Origin of the sequence: Cetobacterium sp. ZWU0022 (genome assembly GCF_000800875.1) — a bacterium.
Taxonomy (GTDB): Bacteria; Fusobacteriota; Fusobacteriia; order Fusobacteriales; family Fusobacteriaceae; genus Cetobacterium_A.
The window spans coordinates 1-18,452 of record NZ_JRJZ01000017.1 but is presented as its reverse complement, the minus strand read 5'-3'; the positions used below and the strand labels follow the sequence as shown (position 1 = coordinate 18,452).

At 28.6% G+C, this 18,452-nt stretch carries 14 protein-coding genes and 1 riboswitch; of the genes, 4 read left to right on the top strand and 10 right to left on the bottom strand.

Features of this window, described 5'->3' with window-relative positions; all coding sequences use genetic code 11:
* The first annotated feature begins 86 nt into the window (after nt 1–86).
* Nucleotides 87–1,259 (top strand): betaine/proline/choline family ABC transporter ATP-binding protein, encoded by a 1,173-nt coding sequence (locus L988_RS01330; protein WP_047380776.1) that lies wholly within the window; start codon nt 87–89, stop codon nt 1,257–1,259.
* The gene (locus tag L988_RS01325; RefSeq protein ID WP_047380774.1) at nt 1,256–2,818 is read left to right on the top strand and encodes a glycine betaine ABC transporter substrate-binding protein; all 1,563 of its coding nucleotides are present in this window, start codon (nt 1,256–1,258) and stop codon (nt 2,816–2,818) included. The genes L988_RS01330 and L988_RS01325 overlap by 4 nt, the downstream gene beginning before the upstream one ends.
* Nucleotides 2,819–2,882: 64 nt before the next feature.
* Here L988_RS01325 and L988_RS01320 read toward each other — a convergent pair whose 3' ends face one another.
* The gene (locus L988_RS01320; protein WP_052191628.1) at nt 2,883–4,211 is read right to left on the bottom strand and encodes an NCS2 family permease; all 1,329 of its coding nucleotides are present in this window, start codon (nt 4,209–4,211) and stop codon (nt 2,883–2,885) included.
* A riboswitch (purine riboswitch) is annotated at nt 4,204–4,301 on the bottom strand. It overlaps the preceding gene by 8 nt.
* A gap of 300 nt (nt 4,302–4,601) precedes the next feature.
* On the opposite strand from L988_RS01320, the gene L988_RS13185 reads away from it, so the two are divergent.
* A complete protein-coding gene (locus L988_RS13185; protein ID WP_052191627.1) occupies nt 4,602–5,015 on the top strand; it encodes a hypothetical protein in 414 nt (137 codons plus the stop codon).
* Between the two features lie 116 nt (nt 5,016–5,131).
* On the opposite strand, the gene L988_RS01310 is transcribed toward L988_RS13185, so the two are convergent.
* From L988_RS01310 to L988_RS01275, 8 genes are all read right to left on the bottom strand, one after another.
* On the bottom strand, nt 5,132–6,478 hold the full coding sequence (locus L988_RS01310) for a BatD family protein (protein ID WP_047380772.1): 1,347 nt from the start codon (nt 6,476–6,478) through the stop codon (nt 5,132–5,134).
* Nucleotides 6,479–6,487: 9 nt separating this feature from the next.
* A complete protein-coding gene (locus tag L988_RS01305) occupies nt 6,488–7,063 on the bottom strand; it encodes a hypothetical protein (RefSeq protein ID WP_047380770.1) in 576 nt (191 codons plus the stop codon).
* Nucleotides 7,056–8,018: a VWA domain-containing protein gene (locus tag L988_RS01300; protein ID WP_047380768.1), complete on the bottom strand. Its 963-nt coding sequence runs from the start codon at nt 8,016–8,018 to the stop codon at nt 7,056–7,058. Before L988_RS01300 ends, L988_RS01305 begins: the two co-directional genes overlap by 8 nt.
* A gap of 11 nt (nt 8,019–8,029) precedes the next feature.
* The gene (locus tag L988_RS01295; protein WP_047380765.1) at nt 8,030–8,989 is read right to left on the bottom strand and encodes a VWA domain-containing protein; all 960 of its coding nucleotides are present in this window, start codon (nt 8,987–8,989) and stop codon (nt 8,030–8,032) included.
* Nucleotides 8,982–9,722: a hypothetical protein gene (locus tag L988_RS01290; RefSeq protein ID WP_047380762.1), complete on the bottom strand. Its 741-nt coding sequence runs from the start codon at nt 9,720–9,722 to the stop codon at nt 8,982–8,984. Before L988_RS01290 ends, L988_RS01295 begins: the two co-directional genes overlap by 8 nt.
* Nucleotides 9,719–10,552, bottom strand: a complete 834-nt coding sequence (locus L988_RS01285; protein WP_047380760.1) for a DUF58 domain-containing protein — start codon at nt 10,550–10,552, stop codon at nt 9,719–9,721. The genes L988_RS01290 and L988_RS01285 overlap by 4 nt, the downstream gene beginning before the upstream one ends.
* A 12-nt stretch (nt 10,553–10,564) precedes the next feature.
* Nucleotides 10,565–11,494, bottom strand: a complete 930-nt coding sequence (locus tag L988_RS01280) for a MoxR family ATPase (protein ID WP_047380758.1) — start codon at nt 11,492–11,494, stop codon at nt 10,565–10,567.
* A 141-nt stretch (nt 11,495–11,635) separates the two neighbouring features.
* Entirely contained in the window at nt 11,636–13,987 is a 2,352-nt protein-coding gene (locus L988_RS01275) for an EAL domain-containing protein (protein WP_052191626.1), read from the bottom strand.
* A gap of 153 nt (nt 13,988–14,140) precedes the next feature.
* Between L988_RS01275 and L988_RS01270 the strand changes: the two genes are divergently transcribed.
* Nucleotides 14,141–14,935 (top strand): Cof-type HAD-IIB family hydrolase, encoded by a 795-nt coding sequence (locus L988_RS01270; protein WP_047380756.1) that lies wholly within the window; start codon nt 14,141–14,143, stop codon nt 14,933–14,935.
* A 54-nt stretch (nt 14,936–14,989) separates the two neighbouring features.
* Here the strand turns inward: L988_RS01270 and metH are convergent, their stop codons facing one another.
* Entirely contained in the window at nt 14,990–18,370 is a 3,381-nt protein-coding gene (metH, locus tag L988_RS01265) for a methionine synthase (RefSeq protein ID WP_047380829.1), read from the bottom strand.
* Nucleotides 18,371–18,452 lie beyond the last annotated feature (82 nt).

The following is an 18,452-nucleotide window of genomic DNA, read 5'->3' as shown; positions in this document are numbered from 1 at the left end:
AAATTTAAAAAGGAAATTTAGGAGTTAGAAGTATATAGGAATAGTTGCTTTTATTTTACAAAAATTTATATTTTGGGGTGATAGATATGATTGAGTTTAAAAAAGTTACAAAATCCTATGATAAGAAAACACTTATTTTAAAAAATATAGATTTCAAAGTAAAAACTGGTGAATTTGTAGTTTTGATTGGGGAATCTGGATGTGGAAAAACGACCACAATGAAACTAATCAACAGATTGATTGATCCAAGCAATGGAATAGTTCTCATAGATGGAGAGGATATCAGTAAAGTTGATCCAATCACTTTAAGAAGAAGAATAGGTTATGTTATTCAAAAAGAAGGTCTTATGCCACATATGACTATTGGAGAAAATATAGAACTTGTTCCTAAACTTTTAAAGTGGGAAAAGGAGAAAAGAAAAAGTAGAGCGTTTGAATTATTACAACTTTTAAATCTTGATCCTGAAATATACTATGATAAGTATCCACATGAAGTATCTGGGGGGCAAAAGCAGAGAGTTGGAATAGCCAGAGCTCTAGCTACAAATCCAGATATAATACTCATGGACGAACCATTTTCAGCTTTAGATCCGATAACTAGAGAGAGTATTCAGGATGAGGTTTTAAAATTGCAAAAAGAGTTGGGGAAAACAATAATTTTTGTTACCCATGATATGGATGAAGCTATAAAATTAGGAGAGAGAATAGCATTTTTAAAAGATGGTGAAATTTTACAATTTGGAACTCCAGATGAAATTCTAAAAAATCCAGCTTCAGAATATATAGAGCAATTTATAGGTAAAGATAGAATTTGGAAAACTCCTAAAAAACTTTTGGTTTCAGATATTATGTCTAAGCAGTATTGGACAATAGAGAAAAGAAGTAACATATCAAGAGCTTTCAATCTTCTTAAAACTCATGATACAGATTTTTTAATTGTGACTGAAAGTGAAGCTGGAAAGCATAGTGAACCGATAGGTATAATATTTAGAAAAAATTTAATTCATGCTATGGAGAACAACGTATTAAGAGTGCGTGAAGTAATGGATATAGATTTTTCTACGATAGACAAAGATAGTAATCTTTTGGATGTTTTAAATAAAATGTCTAGTATAAAAGCTAGAGTTATGCCTGTTGTAGATAGTAATAATAAATTAACAGGAGTTATTACAAACTTAGGTTTGGTAAATGCAATCAGCAAGATAGCTCCATCTCCTGAAAATGAAGGAGATGTAATTGAAGGGGGAGATGTTTTATGAACTCTCTGAACTCTTTCATAAAATATTTTTTAGAAAAATTACCTGAAGTAAATGTAGCTTTGCTTCAGCATATAGAAATAACAGGACTAGCTGTAAGTATAGCTATCCTTATAGGTGTTCCCATCGGAATTTTTATAATTAGAAGTGAGCGACTCTCTAAAATTGTGTTAACAATAGCAGGGATATTCCAAACGATTCCTAGTTTAGCTCTTTTTGGTTTAATAATTCCAATTATGGGAATCGGTCTTAAGCCAGCAGTTTTTGTACTTTTTTTATATTCTCTTCTACCGATAATAACAAATACATATATTGGAATTAAGGGAGTTGATAAGTCGACTATTGGAGCTGCGGTTGGAATGGGAATGACAAATTTCCAAGTTTTGACAAGAGTAAAACTTCCGATTGCTGTTGCTGTCATAATGGGAGGAATTAGAATCTCAACAGTTGCTACAATAGGAACTGCTACAATTGCAGCACTAATAGGTGCTGGTGGTCTTGGTGAACTTATATTTAGAGGAATTTCAACTAGTAATAATAATTTGGTTTTAACGGGTGCTATTCCAACAGCGGTTTTGGCATTTGTTGCTAACTATTTTTTAGGTGTATTAGAAAAAGTTTTAACACCAAGTGGTATGCTAACAAATAGAAAAGAAAAAAAGAAGAATATAAAGATTTTAAAAGTTATTACAACTATCTTGGTTCTTCTTGTAGGATTTAGAATTTATGAAAACAGTAAAGAAAAAGGAGTTCCAACAATCATCGTAGGACATAAAAATTATAATGAACAAAGAATTTTAGGTATTATGATGTCCCAAATAATAGAAGCCAACACTTCTTATAAAGTAAAAACCGTAGAACTTGGAACAGGAACTGTGATATTTGAAGCTATAAAAAATGGAGACATAGATGTATATCCAGAATATACTGGTGTAGCCTATGCAGCGTATCTTGGCAAAAAAGAAAAAGCTGATGCAAAAACAGTCTTTGATATCATTAAAGAAGAGTACGCAAGAGATCATAATTTAGACATAAGAGAACCGATGGGATTTGAAAATACTTATGCTTTTGCTATGAAACCAGAAGTTGCTGAAAAATATGGAATAAAAACTATAACAGATTTAAAAAGATATGCAGGAAATATGGTATTGAGTGGCCCTCATGAGTTTATGGAGAGGGAGGATGGGCTTTTAGGAATTCAAAAAGCTTATAATATAAAATTTAATGGTATTCTTTCAATGGATCAAGGGCTTGTTATAAACTCTTTAGTATCTGACAAAATAGAGGTTGCCTTAGTTTATTCAACGGATGGACTTATAGCTAAACATAATCTATTTTTATTAGAGGATGACTTAAAGTTTTTCCCACCTTATGAAGTTGTTGTAACTATGAAAAAAGGCTTTGAAAATATAAAACCAGATGTTATAAAATCCTTAGATTCTTTGGTTGGAATGCTTAACGAGGATGAGATGCAACTTTTAAATCTTTTAGCTATTGAAGGTCAAGAACCGATTGAAAATATCATTAGAAAGTTTTTGATTGAGAAAGGAATCATAAATTAATAAGATAGAAAAAAGCTGAAGAATTCTTCAGCTTTTTTAATTTAAATATATTTAATTCTGTATTCTATAAGAAGATAAAATAACCAAGTAATGGCAGTGTTAAAATTAACACAGGAGCATTTAGCTCTTTATATCTTCCAGTTAAAAATTTGATAATAACATGAGATATTATTCCCATACTCATTCCTGAGGCCATATTATCAGTAAAAATTGTAAACATAATCGTGATAACAGCAGGAACGAATTCAGTCATGTCATCCATGTCAATAAATTTAATGCTTGTCATCATTAAAATTCCAATAAAAATTAAAGCTGGTGCTGTTGCAGCAGATGGAATTATATAAACTATAGGTGTTAAAAATATAGTAAATATAAAACATATTCCAGTTGAGATTGCAGTTAACCCTGTTCTTCCTCCCTCTTCAACTCCAGCTGCAGATTCTAAGAATGTTGTTATTGTTGTTGAACCAAATAATGCTCCTACAATAGTTGCTATAGAATCTACTAAAAATGGTTTATCTACTTCTGGTAGATTTCCATCCTCATCTAAAAGTCCTGCTTGAGCAGATACTCCAAGAAGTGTTCCAAGAGTACAGAAGAAATCTCCTACGAAAAATGTGAATATAAGGGGTATAAATGCAAATTTTAATGATCCCATAATATCAAGCTTGAAAGCTATTGTAGATATTGATGGAGGCATAGAGAAGAAACTCTCAGGTATCTGAGTGATCCCCATTGGAATTCCAAGTAAAGTTGTAATAACTATACCAATTAAAACTCCGCCCTTTACTTTATTTAAAACAAGTGCAATTGTTATGAAAAGTCCGATTAAAGATAGTATGGTATTTGGATTAGAGATGCTTCCCATAGAGATTGTCCCGTTTCCAATAGTCATTATTTGACCATTTTTAAATCCTACCATAGCTATGAAGAATCCTACAGCTACTCCAATAGCAAATTTTAAATTTTTAGGAATCGCTTCTACTATAAGTCCTCTTAATCCAAGAACTGTTAATAATAAAAATCCTATTCCTGATAGAAATACCATTCCCATAGCTGTTTCCCAAGTTACCATTCCTCCGGCAACTAAAGTATAAGCAAAGAAAGCATTTCCTCCCATAGCTGGTGCCATGGCAAAAGGTCTATTTGTATATAGTCCCATAACGATTGAAAATGCAGCTGATAGTATCGCAGTTACAATAGTAACAGCTTTTACATCCATTCCAGCAGCGCTCATGAATAGAGGCTGAACTATTAAAATGTATGCCATTGTCATAAATGTTGTAATTCCAGCAGTTAATTCTGTTGAAATTGTAGTGTTGTGTTGGCTAAGTTGAAAATAAGAATCAATAGCCCCTAGCACACCATTATTCTTTTGTTTAATGTTCTCCATTACTCCTCCTAATAATAAGCCATTTACGGCGGCTTGTAGAAACTCCTGCCCTTATTGCAGGATTATATCAGTGATCAAAAATACAGAATATTGTACTATATTTCACAAATATTGTCAACTTTTATTTTAAAAGCATATTTCTTATAAAAAATATATACTATAAAATATTCAAAGCTAAAATTATTTCTTTAAAAAACACATAATTACAAATATATAAAAATAATAATTAGTACAACAATATATAGAAAACAGAACTACATATAATGCCTCTTATCTGCATCAACATAAGTTTTAAATAATAATTATTTAAACTAATTTAATAAGAATTGTAACTTTTTATAAAATATGAGATAATATAGCATAAATATTTAAATATTAGGAGGTAAAACTATGTATAACGTGACAAGAGAAATGTTAGTTGAAGTTTTAGAAGGATATATAAAATTAGCTAAAGAGCTAGATGGTGAATTAGTTGTATTAAACAAAATAGATGATGAAGCAGATGAGTTTTTAATAGAAAAAATTAAAGATTTCGACTCTATAAAAACAAAGAAAAATGATTTGTTAGAAATAACAATATATGTTGACGATGAAGATGAAGTATATGAAGAGTTTGTTATTGGAGATGGATCTGATTACGAAAAAATTCAAAAAAATATTTTTGCAAAATATCCAAAACTTTATAAAATCAAAAATACCGAAAAAAAGACCGATACAGAAAATTCTAGAAAAGAAAAAACTCTTCCTGGAAATAAAGATCTAAATACAAACCATTTCCAAAAATTCATGAAAAAAAAGAAATAAAAAAATTAAAAATCTATATTAATCAAAAAGTGAGGTTTAACTAAATACCTCACTTCTTTTATTTTTGAATCTCTAAATTATTATTCCACAAAAATTAGTTTTTTAAAACTGTAATTTTATCTTTTTTTAGAATTAGAAGCCTGTTTACGAGTGTATAATAGGTAAGAAATAAGTGCACCTTCAATTAGAGCAATAAATCCAAATATTACAGAAATTAATTTAAAAATATTTTTTGGAGAAATTTTCTCAACTTGAATCATTTCTAAATCAATATTTTTCATATTTTTTTCTATATTTTTATCTATAGGACTAATGTTTGTATTTTGTGGTATTTTTATTTCTGAACTTACCGATTTTCCATTCACGACGATCTCTTCACTTGGAATATTTAATATTTCATATTTTTCTGTGATCGTATTGAAATAAGGAATATCTATTATTGGAGTTTTTTGAACTCCATTTTTTTTAGGAATAAATGCAATTTCAAAAATCTTTTCATTAAAATATTTTCCATCAATTATCTTTTCATTATATCCTTTGATAGTTTGAAATACATTAAAATTCATATCTTCTTTAATAGGCAAACTATCTAAAAGAGCCAAATTTCCACTTCCTTGTAAAGTCAAAGTTAAAGTTATGGCTTCACCAACATTCACTTCTTTAGTTTTCCAACTTTCTAAAGAGTTCAATGTTCCTACGATATCTTTAAAATTAGTAGGAGAATGATCAGGTAAAGGTTTGATATCTATCTCAATATCCTCATCTCCTATATATGATGTATTTTCATTGAAAAAATCTCTTGTGGGCTCTCCTACTTTAACACTACTTGAAGATATGCTTTTCAGACCACTACCATTAGCTTGTAAAACTCCTTTGAAAAGTGTCACTTGAATTCCTAAATCAACAGGAGTCTGAATATAGTTATTATTGCTATATGGAGTCATATCTTTAACTGAAAAATCTTTGAAATTAGGCTTTTTTGCCTGACTAAGAGAACTTACTCTAACCCCACTTATAAAATACTCCTCATATGGAATTTTCTCTCCAAAATAGAATGTCGTTTTAGGAGTAGTACTTTTTAATATAAATCTATCACTTAAAGCGGAATTAATAGATTGACTTTTTTGAACATCTATTAAAATTACTTTTTCTACTCCTTTTTCAGTTTTTACTTTTAAAGAAAATTCTCCTTCTGATTTTGCTCTAACTCTATAAATATCACTTTTAGCTGAAGTTGTTTTTCCATTGATAGAGTTATAACTATTTGTTGAAGCTTTAGATATAATATCAAAATTCTCTATTCCTTCAATCGTATATTTTCCTTTATCCTCATTTAAGAATGAAACTTCTATACTAAAGTCTTCATTTCTAGATGGGGATGGATTTGAGGCATTTAAAACTAACTCTGAAAAACTTATTTTACAAAGTAGTAACATCATTATATATAAACTAGTTTTTTTCATTCCGACTCCTTACCATCTATTCTCACTATTTTTATCTTCACTCATGTTTAGAACTCTCTCATTATTTTTGAAAGCTCTCTTTTCATTTCCTTCAAGTCGTTGCATAATACTTTTCAATTCATCAGCTTTTTGCTGATCTTGTTGTTGCTGTTCACTTTGTGTCTGTTTATTATTTTCAGAGTTATTCTCGTTATTATTTTGATCACTCTGATTATTTTTATTTTCATTATTATTGCCATTTTCTTGATCAGATTGCTGCTGATTTTTATTTTGCTCTTGATTATTTTCATTCTGTTCTTGATTATCTTTTTTGTTTTGATCTTGTTGATCAGATTGTTGTTGATTTTCTTGTTGTTTCAATGCTAGTTCATAATTTTTTTTTATGTTTATATCGTTATTATTATCTAATGCTAGCTTGTATTCTTCAATAGCTTCTTTTATTTTATTTTCTTCAACCAACTTATTTCCAGATAAAAATTTTGTATATCCTATATTTTCAGTTTTATTCATAGATTTTTTGAATTCCAAAAAAGAAAATAAACTCAATATAACTCCTAAAATAAAAAGAAAGATTTTTTTAAACATACGACTCCTCCCTCTCCTTTTTAGGTAAAAAATATCCCAATAAAATTAAAAATAATCCTAAGCTTAATGGATATTGATAATATTTTTCATAAGTTTTCAAATTTTCTTCTCGTTGAGAAGTTTTATCTAGTTTTCCAATATCTTCAATCAAATTTTTATAACTACCTGTACTCAGATTGTTTAAAGAATAATAATTACCTCCACTTTCTGAGGCTAATTCTTTTAAAAAAGTGTCATTCAATTTCGAAACAACGATATTTCCAGAGTCATCTTTTATAAACCCGTTGTCTATTGGAATTACACTTCCATCTGCAGTTCCAACCCCAAAAATAAATGTTTTTAAATTATTTTTTTTAACAAAGCTTAAAACATCAGGTTCTCGATCTCCACCATCAGAAAAAATTATAACATTTTTATCTATAGCCTCTGTTTTCTCAAACGAACTATTTGCTAGTTTTAATGCCTCTAGAAGTTGTGTTCCTCCACCTGATATTAACTTACTATCAATAGCATCAATATAATTTATTGCCATAAAATAATCATCTGTTAAAGGCATTTGGATGTAAGCACTATCTGAGAAAGGAACTATTCCTACCCTATCTCCTTTTAAATTTGATAAAATCTCTTTCAACTCTTTCTTACTCAGTTCGAGTCTATTCGGATAGGTATCTTGAGCTAGCATTGATCTAGATATATCCATAAGAATATATAAATCACTTCCTTTAACCTCTATTTTCTGCTCATCTTTTAATTTTTGTGGAGAAAGTAATGCTAAAAATACTAAAAAAGCACCTATAGACAAAAAAATAGCTTTTAAAAATGAATAAATATTATCGTTCTTCCAACCAATATTTCTTAAAATATTTTGTCTTTTTCTAAACCCTAATATTAAAAATACCACGACTAATACAGGGATAACTATAAATTTTAAATTATCTATATTTCCAAATTCCATACTATCCCTCCTTAAGGTATTCTTATATATTTAAAATATTGGAAAAATATACCTAATAATAATAAAAATAGAGCAATTTCTAATAGCTCTTCGAAGTATTCTTTTATATCATATACACTTCTACTATCTATTTTAGTTTTTTCTAAATTATCAATCTCGTTGAAAATGTTTTGAAACTCTTTAGAATCACTAGCTCTAAAATATTTTCCATTTGTTTCATTTGCAATAGTTTGCAGAAGATTTTCATCAAGTTCGTTGTTTTGAATATATCTAGTTCCAAAAAATCCAGGAACAGGAATCTCTTTTGCACCTATACCTATAGTATAAACTTTTATTCCTAATTCTTTAGCTACTTTTGCAGCACCAATAGGACTCATCTCTCCCGAATTATTCTCACCATCCGTCATAAGAATAACAACTTTAGATTTTGAATCAGAATCTTTTAATCTATTTAAAGCGACTCCTAATCCCATTCCTATAGCAGTTCTATTATTACTACTAATATCATCTGTTGTAATTGTAGATATCATATTTTTTAAAACATTGTGATCAAAAGTTAAAGGAACCTTTGTGTATGCTTCACCACCAAAAACAACCAATGACATTCTGTCGTTAGATCTTTTATCTACAAACTCATTTAAAATCTCTTTTGATTTTTCCAATCTATTTGGATTAAAATCTCTAGCTTCCATAGATTTAGATAAATCTAATGATATAACAATATCTATTCCATCTTTTTTTACAATTTTTCCTTCACTTGTAATTTGTGGTCTGGCCAAAGCAAATATCATGAAAATTGTAGATAAATATATACAAATCTTTCCTAAAAGATGTTTTTTACTTCCTTTGGAATATTTTTTTATCATCTGTATTCCTGGAACTTTAATAGCTCCACTAACTCTTCTTCTAAAGAAAAGATAGGTCACTATAGGGATTAGTAATAATATATAAGGTAATTTGAAGTTAAACACTATTCTTTTTCTCCTTTCTGAGTCTTTCAACCATTTCTATGGCTTTATTCTTGTATTCTGAGCTCTCTTCGTTGCTACAAATAGCATTTGGAGCAAATTTTAAATAATCCATTTTCTTAATAAAATCAATATCGCTAGTAGTTAATGTAGAGATTAACTTATAATCTCCACCTAAGAAGTTTGTATTATATACACCATCTATATATTTTCTTAATTCAAAACTAACTTTCTCTTTCCAATTACTCTCGTTAACTTTAGTTATTCCTTTTTTAAATATAATATATGGATCTTTTAATCTATCTATTATAAATAATACAATAGATAGTAGCATTGCAGTCGTTCCACTCATTCCTAATATTATAGCGGTATAAGGATAGTCTTTTTCATCATACATCTTCTCTAAATTAGCCAACTCTTTATAAGGTTCTCTATCTTCATCGGTTAAAGTAGATACTATTGGTAACTTTAATTTTTTATCACCTAGAAGAATCTCCTTTTCTCCAATATTATAACTTCCAAACGTTACTATATATGAGCTATCTTTTGTTTTATCTAAAGAGTATATTTTGAACTCCTCTAAACTTTGTTTAATCTCTTCCTCTTTTATATCTCCAGATATTTTTAATGTTATCCTATCTCCTACATAATACTCTTTCTCTTTAACTTCTTCACCAAAACCTAAAACGGAGAAAAATATGAAGATAAAGAGGAACAATTTTTTTATCTCTTTCATCTCACTCTCCCTCGACAGAAAAATCTTGATATCTCTTTTACATAATCTTGGCCTACATAAAGATTGATTCCATCATTTAAACTATTTATAGCAAATTCACTTTTAGAACTATAGTTTTCAACAACTATTTGTTCACCAGTTTCAGAATCTTCTAAAGTAAAAATCGCTCCTTTAGGTAGTGATTCGAACTTTTTATCACCTATTCTGACTGGAATTATCTCATGCCTTCTAGATAAACTTTTCAGTTCCTTTTCGTAGTTATCATCCAAAAAATCAGAGATTAAAAATATAACAGATCTTCGTTTGAATATTTTTCCAAAATATCTAAGAGCATTAGCTATATCGGTATTCTTTCCTTTTGGATTTAAAACTAAAAGATTTTCTATAATAGAAAGGGCATGTTTTTTTCCCTTTTTCAAAGAGATAATTTTTTCTATCTCATTAGAGAAAAACAGAGCTCCAACTCTATCTCCGTTTTTATTTGCACTAAATGCTAAACTTCCTACTAGTTCAGTTATTAAATCCAATTTATCTTTAAATCTATTTGAAGCTGAAACATCAACTAATAGAAATACAGAGAGTTCCCTCTCCTCAACAAACTCTTTTACATATGCTTTTCTCTGTTTTGCAGTTACTTTCCAATCTATCTTTTTTACATCATCACCCGGAGCGTATCTTCTAATATCAGCAAACTCCATACCGTTTCCTTTTAAACATGATTGATATTGTCCCGCAAAAATATTATCCGATAAAATTGTAGCTTTTATCTCTATATTTTTAATTTTTTTCAACAGCTCTTTTTTACTCTCTTTACTATGATTAAAATTCATAATTATCACTCCTTAAGGTAAAACTACTGTTTTTAATATATCCTCTATTATATCTTCTACATCTTTATTTTCAGCTTCAGCTTCATATGTAAGTATCAATCTATGACGTAAAACATCATAAATAACTTTTTTTATGTCTTGTGGCATAACGAAATCTCTTCCATCTAAGAAAGCTGCTGCTTTAGCTGCTATAACAAGTCCTATACTAGCTCTAGGAGAAGCTCCACATGCTATATATTCAGACTCTTCTCTAGTTTTAAAAATAATATCTAAAATATATTTTCTTAGTTTTGAATCTATATTAACTTTTTTTATCTGTTCTTTTATATCCTCTATATCATTAGCTGTTATTATTGTTTGAATCGATATGTCATTAAACTCTTTCTCTCCCGTTAAAAGATCAAGAATTTCCATCTCCTCTTCATAAGTTGGATATTCTATTTTCACTTTCATTAGAAATCTATCTTGTTGAGCTTCAGGTAGTGGGTATGTTCCATCCTGTTCTATTGGATTTTGTGTTGCTAAAACTATAAATGGTTTATCTAATTTAAATGTTTCATTAGCTATTGTTACCTGTTTTTCCTGCATCGCTTCAAGTAGTGCTGACTGAACTTTAGCAGGTGCTCTATTTATCTCATCAGCTAATATAATATTAGCGAATATAGGTCCTTTCTTAACATGAAATTCACCCGTTTTCTCATTGTATATCTCTGTTCCTACTATGTCACTAGGCAATAAATCGGGAGTAAACTGTATTCTTGAAAAACTTAATCCTAAAGTTTCTGCAATTGTATTTACCGTCAGTGATTTTGCCAATCCTGGAAGACCTTCTAAAAGAATATGATTGCCCGTTAAAATTCCTATAAGTATTTTATGAATCATATCTTGTTGTCCAATAACCTTTTTAGAAATCTCCTTTTTTAAAGTATTAATTCTTTCCATTTTTTCCTCCTAAGTTTCAATAGTATATAGTGATTACTTTATTATAGTTAAAAAATTTAAAATCACCAAATTTTTTGACGAAAAAAAAAGAATAAAAGTTTAAACTTTTACTCTTCTTTTATTTTTATTTATCTGTATTTTTTATAAAATAGTTTCTAGTATTTCAGACTTCGGTAGAGGTTTAGAGAATAGATATCCTTGAATATAATCCGATTTCATATATTTCAGAAGTTCTAAATCCTCTTTTGTTTCTACACCTTCAGCCACTACTCTTAAATTCAATGCATGAGCTGTGTCTATACATAATTTAACGAGTGTTCTATACTCTTCACTGTCTTTCATTCCCCATACAAAACTTTTATCTATTTTTATATTAGATAAAGGTAATTTTACTAAGTAATTAAATGCCGAATAACCCGTCCCAAAATCATCTAAAGATATTTTCACTCCGATATCTTTTAGATTTTTTATTTTTAATATATTTTCGTCTATATTTTGAAGTAATACAGTTTCTGTAATTTCAATTCCTACATATTTAGGATTTACTCCAACCTCATTTATTATCTTTTTAATATTTCTAACAAAATTATGTTTCATAATTTGAACTGCAGATATATTAACTGATACAACAACTTTTTTTTCTCTATTTTCATTTATTTTTTTAGCAAAAGAAAATGCACTTCTTATGATAAAGTTTCCTATTTCATCTATCAATGTTGATTTTTCCATAATATTTATAATCTCAATTATTGGAACTCTTCTATATTTATCATTATTCCATCTCAATAAAGCTTCTAAACCAACTAGATTTTTATTACAACAATACTGAGGTTGATAGTATAGTTCTAACTCATCTTTTTCTAAAGCATTTCTTAAATCTTGTTCTATCTCTTCATTCAAGCATCTCTTTTTATCTAAATCTTTATTATAAAATACGTACTGATTCTTACCTTGATCTTTAGCTTTATACAGTGCTAAATCCCCTTTAGTTAAGAAATTGTCGATACTTTCTTCACCTGTATTTCCTGTTACAATACCTATACTAGCTGATAACTTTGTAAATTTAATCTTTTTTCCTGTTAATAGATTAAGAATACTATCTGCAGTTTCTGTAGCAGTCTCTTTACTCATTTTACCTTCCCAAGCTATTACAAACTCATCTCCACCAATTCTTGATACAAAACCATCTCTACAAATTTTTTGTAAATCCTCTGCAAACTCAATTAAAATCTCATCACCATGTTGATGGCCAAAGTTGTCATTTAAATGCTTAAAGTTATCTAAATCCATAAACATGATAGTAGCGTCAGCATCATTTTCAACTAGTTCACTTTCAATAAAATTATACAGTCCTCTTCTATTTGCTAATCCAGTAAGAGAATCTGTATATGCCATTCTTTTGATTCTAGCTTCTTGATTTTTCATTTCAGTTACATCTCTCATAGTACAAACTATTCCAATAACTTCTCCCGATATATCTATAATTGGAGATTTAAATACTTCTACTATTTTTTCTCCCGATTTAGTATTTAAGGTTCTAACTAAACTTATATTACTTTTATTAAATATTACATCTTTATCCTCTATAGAGATGCTTTCTCTATGTTCTTGCCCTAATATATCTTCCTCTTTAAGATTCATATATAAAAGTTTATTTATTTCTGTTAATCTATAGAATGTAGAATTACTTTGTACAATCTCTCCCTTTCTATTCTTAGTAAAAACAGCAAATGGCATATTTTCTAATAGAATATCAAATTTAACGTCTTTATTCTTTAAATCGGTTATATCTTTAGCTATCCCCATTGTTCCTAAAATATTATCATTAGTGTCAACAACAGGAACTTTGTATATATTAAATTGTCTATATCCTTTTTTTCCTGGAATAACTTCATCAAATATTAACTGTTTTCTTTCAGTCATTACTTTTAAATCATACTCTCTACAGTTCTCCCCAATCATACCATTCCAAACAAATTGATCATCCTTACCTCTGATAGTATCAAAGTCTTTGCCACAATGCTCTTTAAATTCGTTGTTAACAATCATATATTGGCTACTTTGATTTTTAAACCATGCCATATATGGGATATTATCCATTAAAGTATAAAACTTTAGTTTATTCTCTTCAGCTTCATCTTTTATTAAAATTGTTTCTTTTAGTTTATCTAAAACTAATCTAATCTCTTTTAGAGAATACGGTTTTAAAAGGAAATTAGTGGCTCCTCTTTTTATGTAATCAGATGGTCTCTCCTCTTTTAGTATATTTACAGATACTACTATTCTATCTAATTTCTCTTTGAAACATTCAAAAACATAGTCATTGTAGCTATCAAATATAATAAAGTCATAGTTTTTCCAATTATTTTTTGAATATTCTACTATATTCAAAAACTCGAATTCATAATCTTGTAATAAATATAATCCTAGTTCCTCTAGCGATCTTTTTGCTCTTTCGCTATCGTGTAAAATTAGTACCCTTGATTTCATCATTTAATTTCCCTTTACTCCTGATTTGTGTCACATTCTAACACGTGTTTTATAACATTCTAACACAGATTTCATTTTTTTCAAATATTAATATTGAATTTATAAGTTTTTAATACTATAATGTCTTTGAAAACATAATTTAATAAGGGGGACAAAATGTATAAATTAGTTATTTCAGATTTAGATGGAACATTAGTGAACAGCAATAAAGAGGTTTCAGATTACACAAAGAAAATTGTCGATTTATTAAAGCAAAATGATGTACATTTTATAATTGCAACTGGTAGAAATTTGAAAGGGGCTAAGCATATTTATGATATTTTAAACCTGAATGGTGAGATTATTTGTAATAATGGTTCAACAATTTATGACAACAAAGGAGAATTAATCTTTCAAAAAATTGTTGATAAAAATATAGCGCGACTAGTCTTTGAAACAGCTTTAAAAGAGGAGTGTGCTTTTCTAGGAAGCTATGGAACACAGCTTTATATAGGAGAGGGAACGCTTGATCTTGTTAATACTTATTTATACAATCCAGCTCAAGACCCTATAGAAATAAACATCAATAACATTTCAACATTTGATTTTGAAAAAATAGTTTTAATGAGTAAAGATAACAATAAATTAGAAAAACTTTCTTCTGAGTTTAACTCTTTAAAAGAAGTAAATGCATTTATATCACAAGAAAATTATCTTGATGTTGTTCATTTTGAAACTTCAAAAGGAAAAGCTTTAAAAGTTTTAGCTAACTCTAAAAATATAGATCTAGAGCACACTATCGCCTTTGGAGATGCTTTTAACGACTATGAGATGTTAAAATTTGCTGGAAAAGGATTGGTTATGGCCAATGGATTTGAAGAGTTAAAAAAAGAGTTTGAAGTATTAGAATTAACTAATGATGAAAATGGAGTTGCAAAGTACTTAGCTAAAGTTTTCTCTTTAGATTTATAAAATATAACTTTAAAAATGACGCCAAGTAATACAAATAATCTTGGCGTCATTTTTTTACATTCCCATATATTTTTTTAAAATTGAAGGAGTGATTCCTCTTATTTTTGAAATATCTTCAAGTTGATCATCTAATATAGTACGGGGGGATAAATATTCACTTTTGGGATTTCCTATATATATTCCACAAACAGTTGAAGTTGGTTTCATAGCAAAATTTTCGCTTAATTCAACTCCAATACTTTCCGCATTCAAAAGATTGAATATATCCTTTTTCAATGAATGGTCAGGCAAAGATGGATACCCTATTGCAGGTCTTATATTTATATTCCAATTATTTTCAGAGATATAATTTTGTAGATATTCTGAAGATGCTTCTATTAATACATTAGCTAAAAGTTGTTGAAATATATCTTTCTCATCCTCTGGTTTAATACTAGCAATAAAAAATCCTAAATAATCATTTTCTTCAAAATAATCTGCAAGTGATTCATTTACTAAACCCTGATTTCTGACTAAAGGAATTTTTAATTCTGCAATATCTAAAAAATCATTATCTTTTCTTACTTTACAAATTTTATATATAGCTTTAATCATAATATTTTTATTTGACCAATCTTTTAAAATTCTATTTGCTTCATCCAAAACTATTTTTTCTTCAGAACTTCCTTTAACTTTTAATGTTGATAGAAAAATATTCCAATCAATATTTTTTAAAATATTTTCAATTCGAATTTTAATAACTATTTTATCCAACGATTTTGGAGTTACCGGAGTATATCCTTTATGAATAGCATTTAACCTAGCTAGAGAGATATTTTTAGTTACTGTATTTTTCTTATTATTATAGTAAAGTTCTCTTAACGTTTGATATTCATTTTTTATTCGTTCTTTTAACAATTCAGATTTTTCTCCCAATAAAGAATCTAATAAAACTACTGTCGAAGACGCATCAGTCACATAAAATACACAATTTTCATATAGTGGTTCTAACTTTATAGCTGTATGCAGTTTAGATGTTGCTGCTCCTGCTATAATTAAAGGTAAAGTTTGTTTATTTTTATTAAATAAATCTAAAACCTCCTCCATTTCACTTAACGATGGAGTTATTAATCCACTCAATGTTACAGCATCCACATTATTTTCAATAGCAAAATTATAAATTTTTTCTTTTTCAACCATAACTCCTAAATCTAAAACTTCGTAACCATTACATTCTAAAACAGTTTTAGTGATATTCTTTCCAATATCATGAACATCACCTTTAACTGTACACATAAGAATCTTTCCTTTATTTTTTTTATAGACCTCTTTTTGTGTGATGTATGGAGTCAGATATTTTACAGCATTTTCCATAACAACTGCCGATTTTATTATTTGTGGCAGATAAATCTCTCCTTTTTCAAATTTATCTCCAACTTCCTCTAACGCAACCATCAAAATATTTTGAATAATATCTAGAGCTTTATAGCTTTTTAAAGCTTCATCTATATCAGATTCTAATCCTCTTACTTTACCATTTAATATTTTAGATTTCAATCTATCTTCAAAACTCTTTTCTATCTGTTCGAAATCGTTTTTTAAATCATTTTTTGCCTTAAATTTCTTAGTTTTAAAAAACTCTAATATCTGTTCTAATGCATCCTCCCCTTCTATTAATCTATCTACTAAAACAATTAACTCTTCAGGGAATTCTACCTCATTTTCATTTGGATTTATAATTGCCATATTCAATCCATTTATAAGAGCTTTTTTTAAAAATCTATCATGAATAAGTTTTCTCAAATTGCTATTTCCTCGAAATGCAAAAGACAGATTGCTTATCCCACCACTGATTTTAGCTCCTTTTAAATTTTCAGATATCCATTTCGTAGCTCGAAGAAAGTCTACAGCATGACCTTTGTCTTCTTGTCTTCCAGTGCCAATAGTTAAAATATTTGGATCAAAAACAATATCCTCTTTCTTCCATCCATGTTTTATCAATAAATCGTATGCTCTTTTACAAATCTCTATTTTTCTACTATACTCTACTCCTTGCCCCTCTTCATCAAAAGCCATAACAACAACTGCTGCTCCATAATTTTTTATGACTTTAGCTTTTCTTAAAAACTCCTCCTCTCCTTCTTTAAGGCTAATTGAATTTACAATAGCCTTTCCCGAAATATTTTTCAAAGCAATCTCTATTACATCAAAGTTTGAAGAGTCAATCATTATTGGTATTTGTGAAACAGCTATGTCATTACTCAAAGTTTTCAAAAATATTTCCATCTCAGCTTTTGAATCTAAAAGAGCGTCATCTAGATTTATATCAATTATAGTGGCTCCGTTTCCAACTTGCTCTCTCGATATTTCTACAGCCTCTTCATATCTCTTCTCTTCAATTAATCTCTTAAATTTTCTAGAACCAGCTACATTATTTCTCTCTCCAACAACATAAAAATTTAAATTATTTTTTAATGGGCTATTTCCAGATAAAAAAAAACCATCATTTTTTTTAATTCCAATTTCTCTAGGAACTTTTCCAATCGAGTACTGACTTATCAACTCTATGTGTTTCGGTGTTGTTCCACAGCATCCACCTATAATATTTATTTTTTTATTATCTATCAATTTTTTTAAATATTCTAATGTCATTTCTGGTTTTTCTGCATACTCACCCGTTTCATCAGGAAATCCAGCATTAGGATATACAGATAACATCTTATCTGTATAGTCACTCAATGACTCGATTAAAGGTATTAAATCTTTTGCACCAAAAGAACAATTTAGTCCAAAAGATATAATACTGTCCCTATCTAGAGATGTTATCAAAGATTTTATATCTTGACCTGATAAAATTTTTCCACTTCTATCAACAGTTGCTGATATCATTATTGGTATTTTTTTCCCAACTTTCTCAGCAATCTCTTCACACGCCATAACTGCTGCTTTTGCATTTAAACCATCATAAATAGTTTCAATTAGAAATAAGTCAACTCCACCATCATAAAGTCCTTGTGCTTGAACACAGTAACTCTCAAACAATTCATTAAAACTAATCTCTCTATCTAAGATACTATTTTTAGTTGGAATAGATGCACTTTTGTTTGTTGGTCCCATAGAACCAGCAACTAAAACTTTCCTTTTGGCATTTATTACTGCTTCTTTCGCCAATTTAGCTCCTTCAAATGACAATCTATATGATTCCTTTTCTATTCCATAATCTTTCAAAGAAACACTATTTGAATTGAATGTATTCGTTTCAATTATATCAGCACCAGCTTCGATATATTTTCTATGAACATCTAAAATTATATCTTTTCTAGTTAGATTTAATATATCATGACACCCTTTATAACCTTTCCCTTTAAACGTATAGTCCTCTTCTGATAATTTATAGCTTTGGATGGCTGTTCCAGTAGCCCCATCTAGTATATATATTTTCTTTTCAGCTAACATATTTCCCCCTTTTAATTCCAAGGTTTCTGTTAACTTAAAATTTATTGAAACTACTCCAATCCTTTGAGGTATAATAGTTATT

Excerpts from the sequence above, each read along its gene's own strand:
- L988_RS01305 (WP_047380770.1), bottom strand. The coding sequence starts at position 7,063 with ATGTTTAAAAAAATCTTTCTTTTTATTTTAGGAGTTATATTGAGTTTA.
- L988_RS01275 (WP_052191626.1), bottom strand. The coding sequence starts at position 13,987 with ATGATGAAATCAAGGGTACTAATTTTACACGATAGCGAAAGAGCAAAA.
- L988_RS01300 (WP_047380768.1), bottom strand. The coding sequence starts at position 8,018 with ATGGAATTTGGAAATATAGATAATTTAAAATTTATAGTTATCCCTGTA.
- metH (WP_047380829.1), bottom strand. The coding sequence starts at position 18,370 with ATGTTAGCTGAAAAGAAAATATATATACTAGATGGGGCTACTGGAACA.
- L988_RS01330 (WP_047380776.1), top strand. The coding sequence starts at position 87 with ATGATTGAGTTTAAAAAAGTTACAAAATCCTATGATAAGAAAACACTT.
- L988_RS01325 (WP_047380774.1), top strand. The coding sequence starts at position 1,256 with ATGAACTCTCTGAACTCTTTCATAAAATATTTTTTAGAAAAATTACCT.
- L988_RS01280 (WP_047380758.1), bottom strand. The coding sequence starts at position 11,494 with ATGGAAAGAATTAATACTTTAAAAAAGGAGATTTCTAAAAAGGTTATT.
- L988_RS01285 (WP_047380760.1), bottom strand. The coding sequence starts at position 10,552 with ATGAATTTTAATCATAGTAAAGAGAGTAAAAAAGAGCTGTTGAAAAAA.
- L988_RS13185 (WP_052191627.1), top strand. The coding sequence starts at position 4,602 with ATGTATAACGTGACAAGAGAAATGTTAGTTGAAGTTTTAGAAGGATAT.
- L988_RS01270 (WP_047380756.1), top strand. The coding sequence starts at position 14,141 with ATGTATAAATTAGTTATTTCAGATTTAGATGGAACATTAGTGAACAGC.
- L988_RS01320 (WP_052191628.1), bottom strand. The coding sequence starts at position 4,211 with ATGGAGAACATTAAACAAAAGAATAATGGTGTGCTAGGGGCTATTGAT.
- L988_RS01290 (WP_047380762.1), bottom strand. The coding sequence starts at position 9,722 with ATGAAAGAGATAAAAAAATTGTTCCTCTTTATCTTCATATTTTTCTCC.
- L988_RS01310 (WP_047380772.1), bottom strand. The coding sequence starts at position 6,478 with ATGAAAAAAACTAGTTTATATATAATGATGTTACTACTTTGTAAAATA.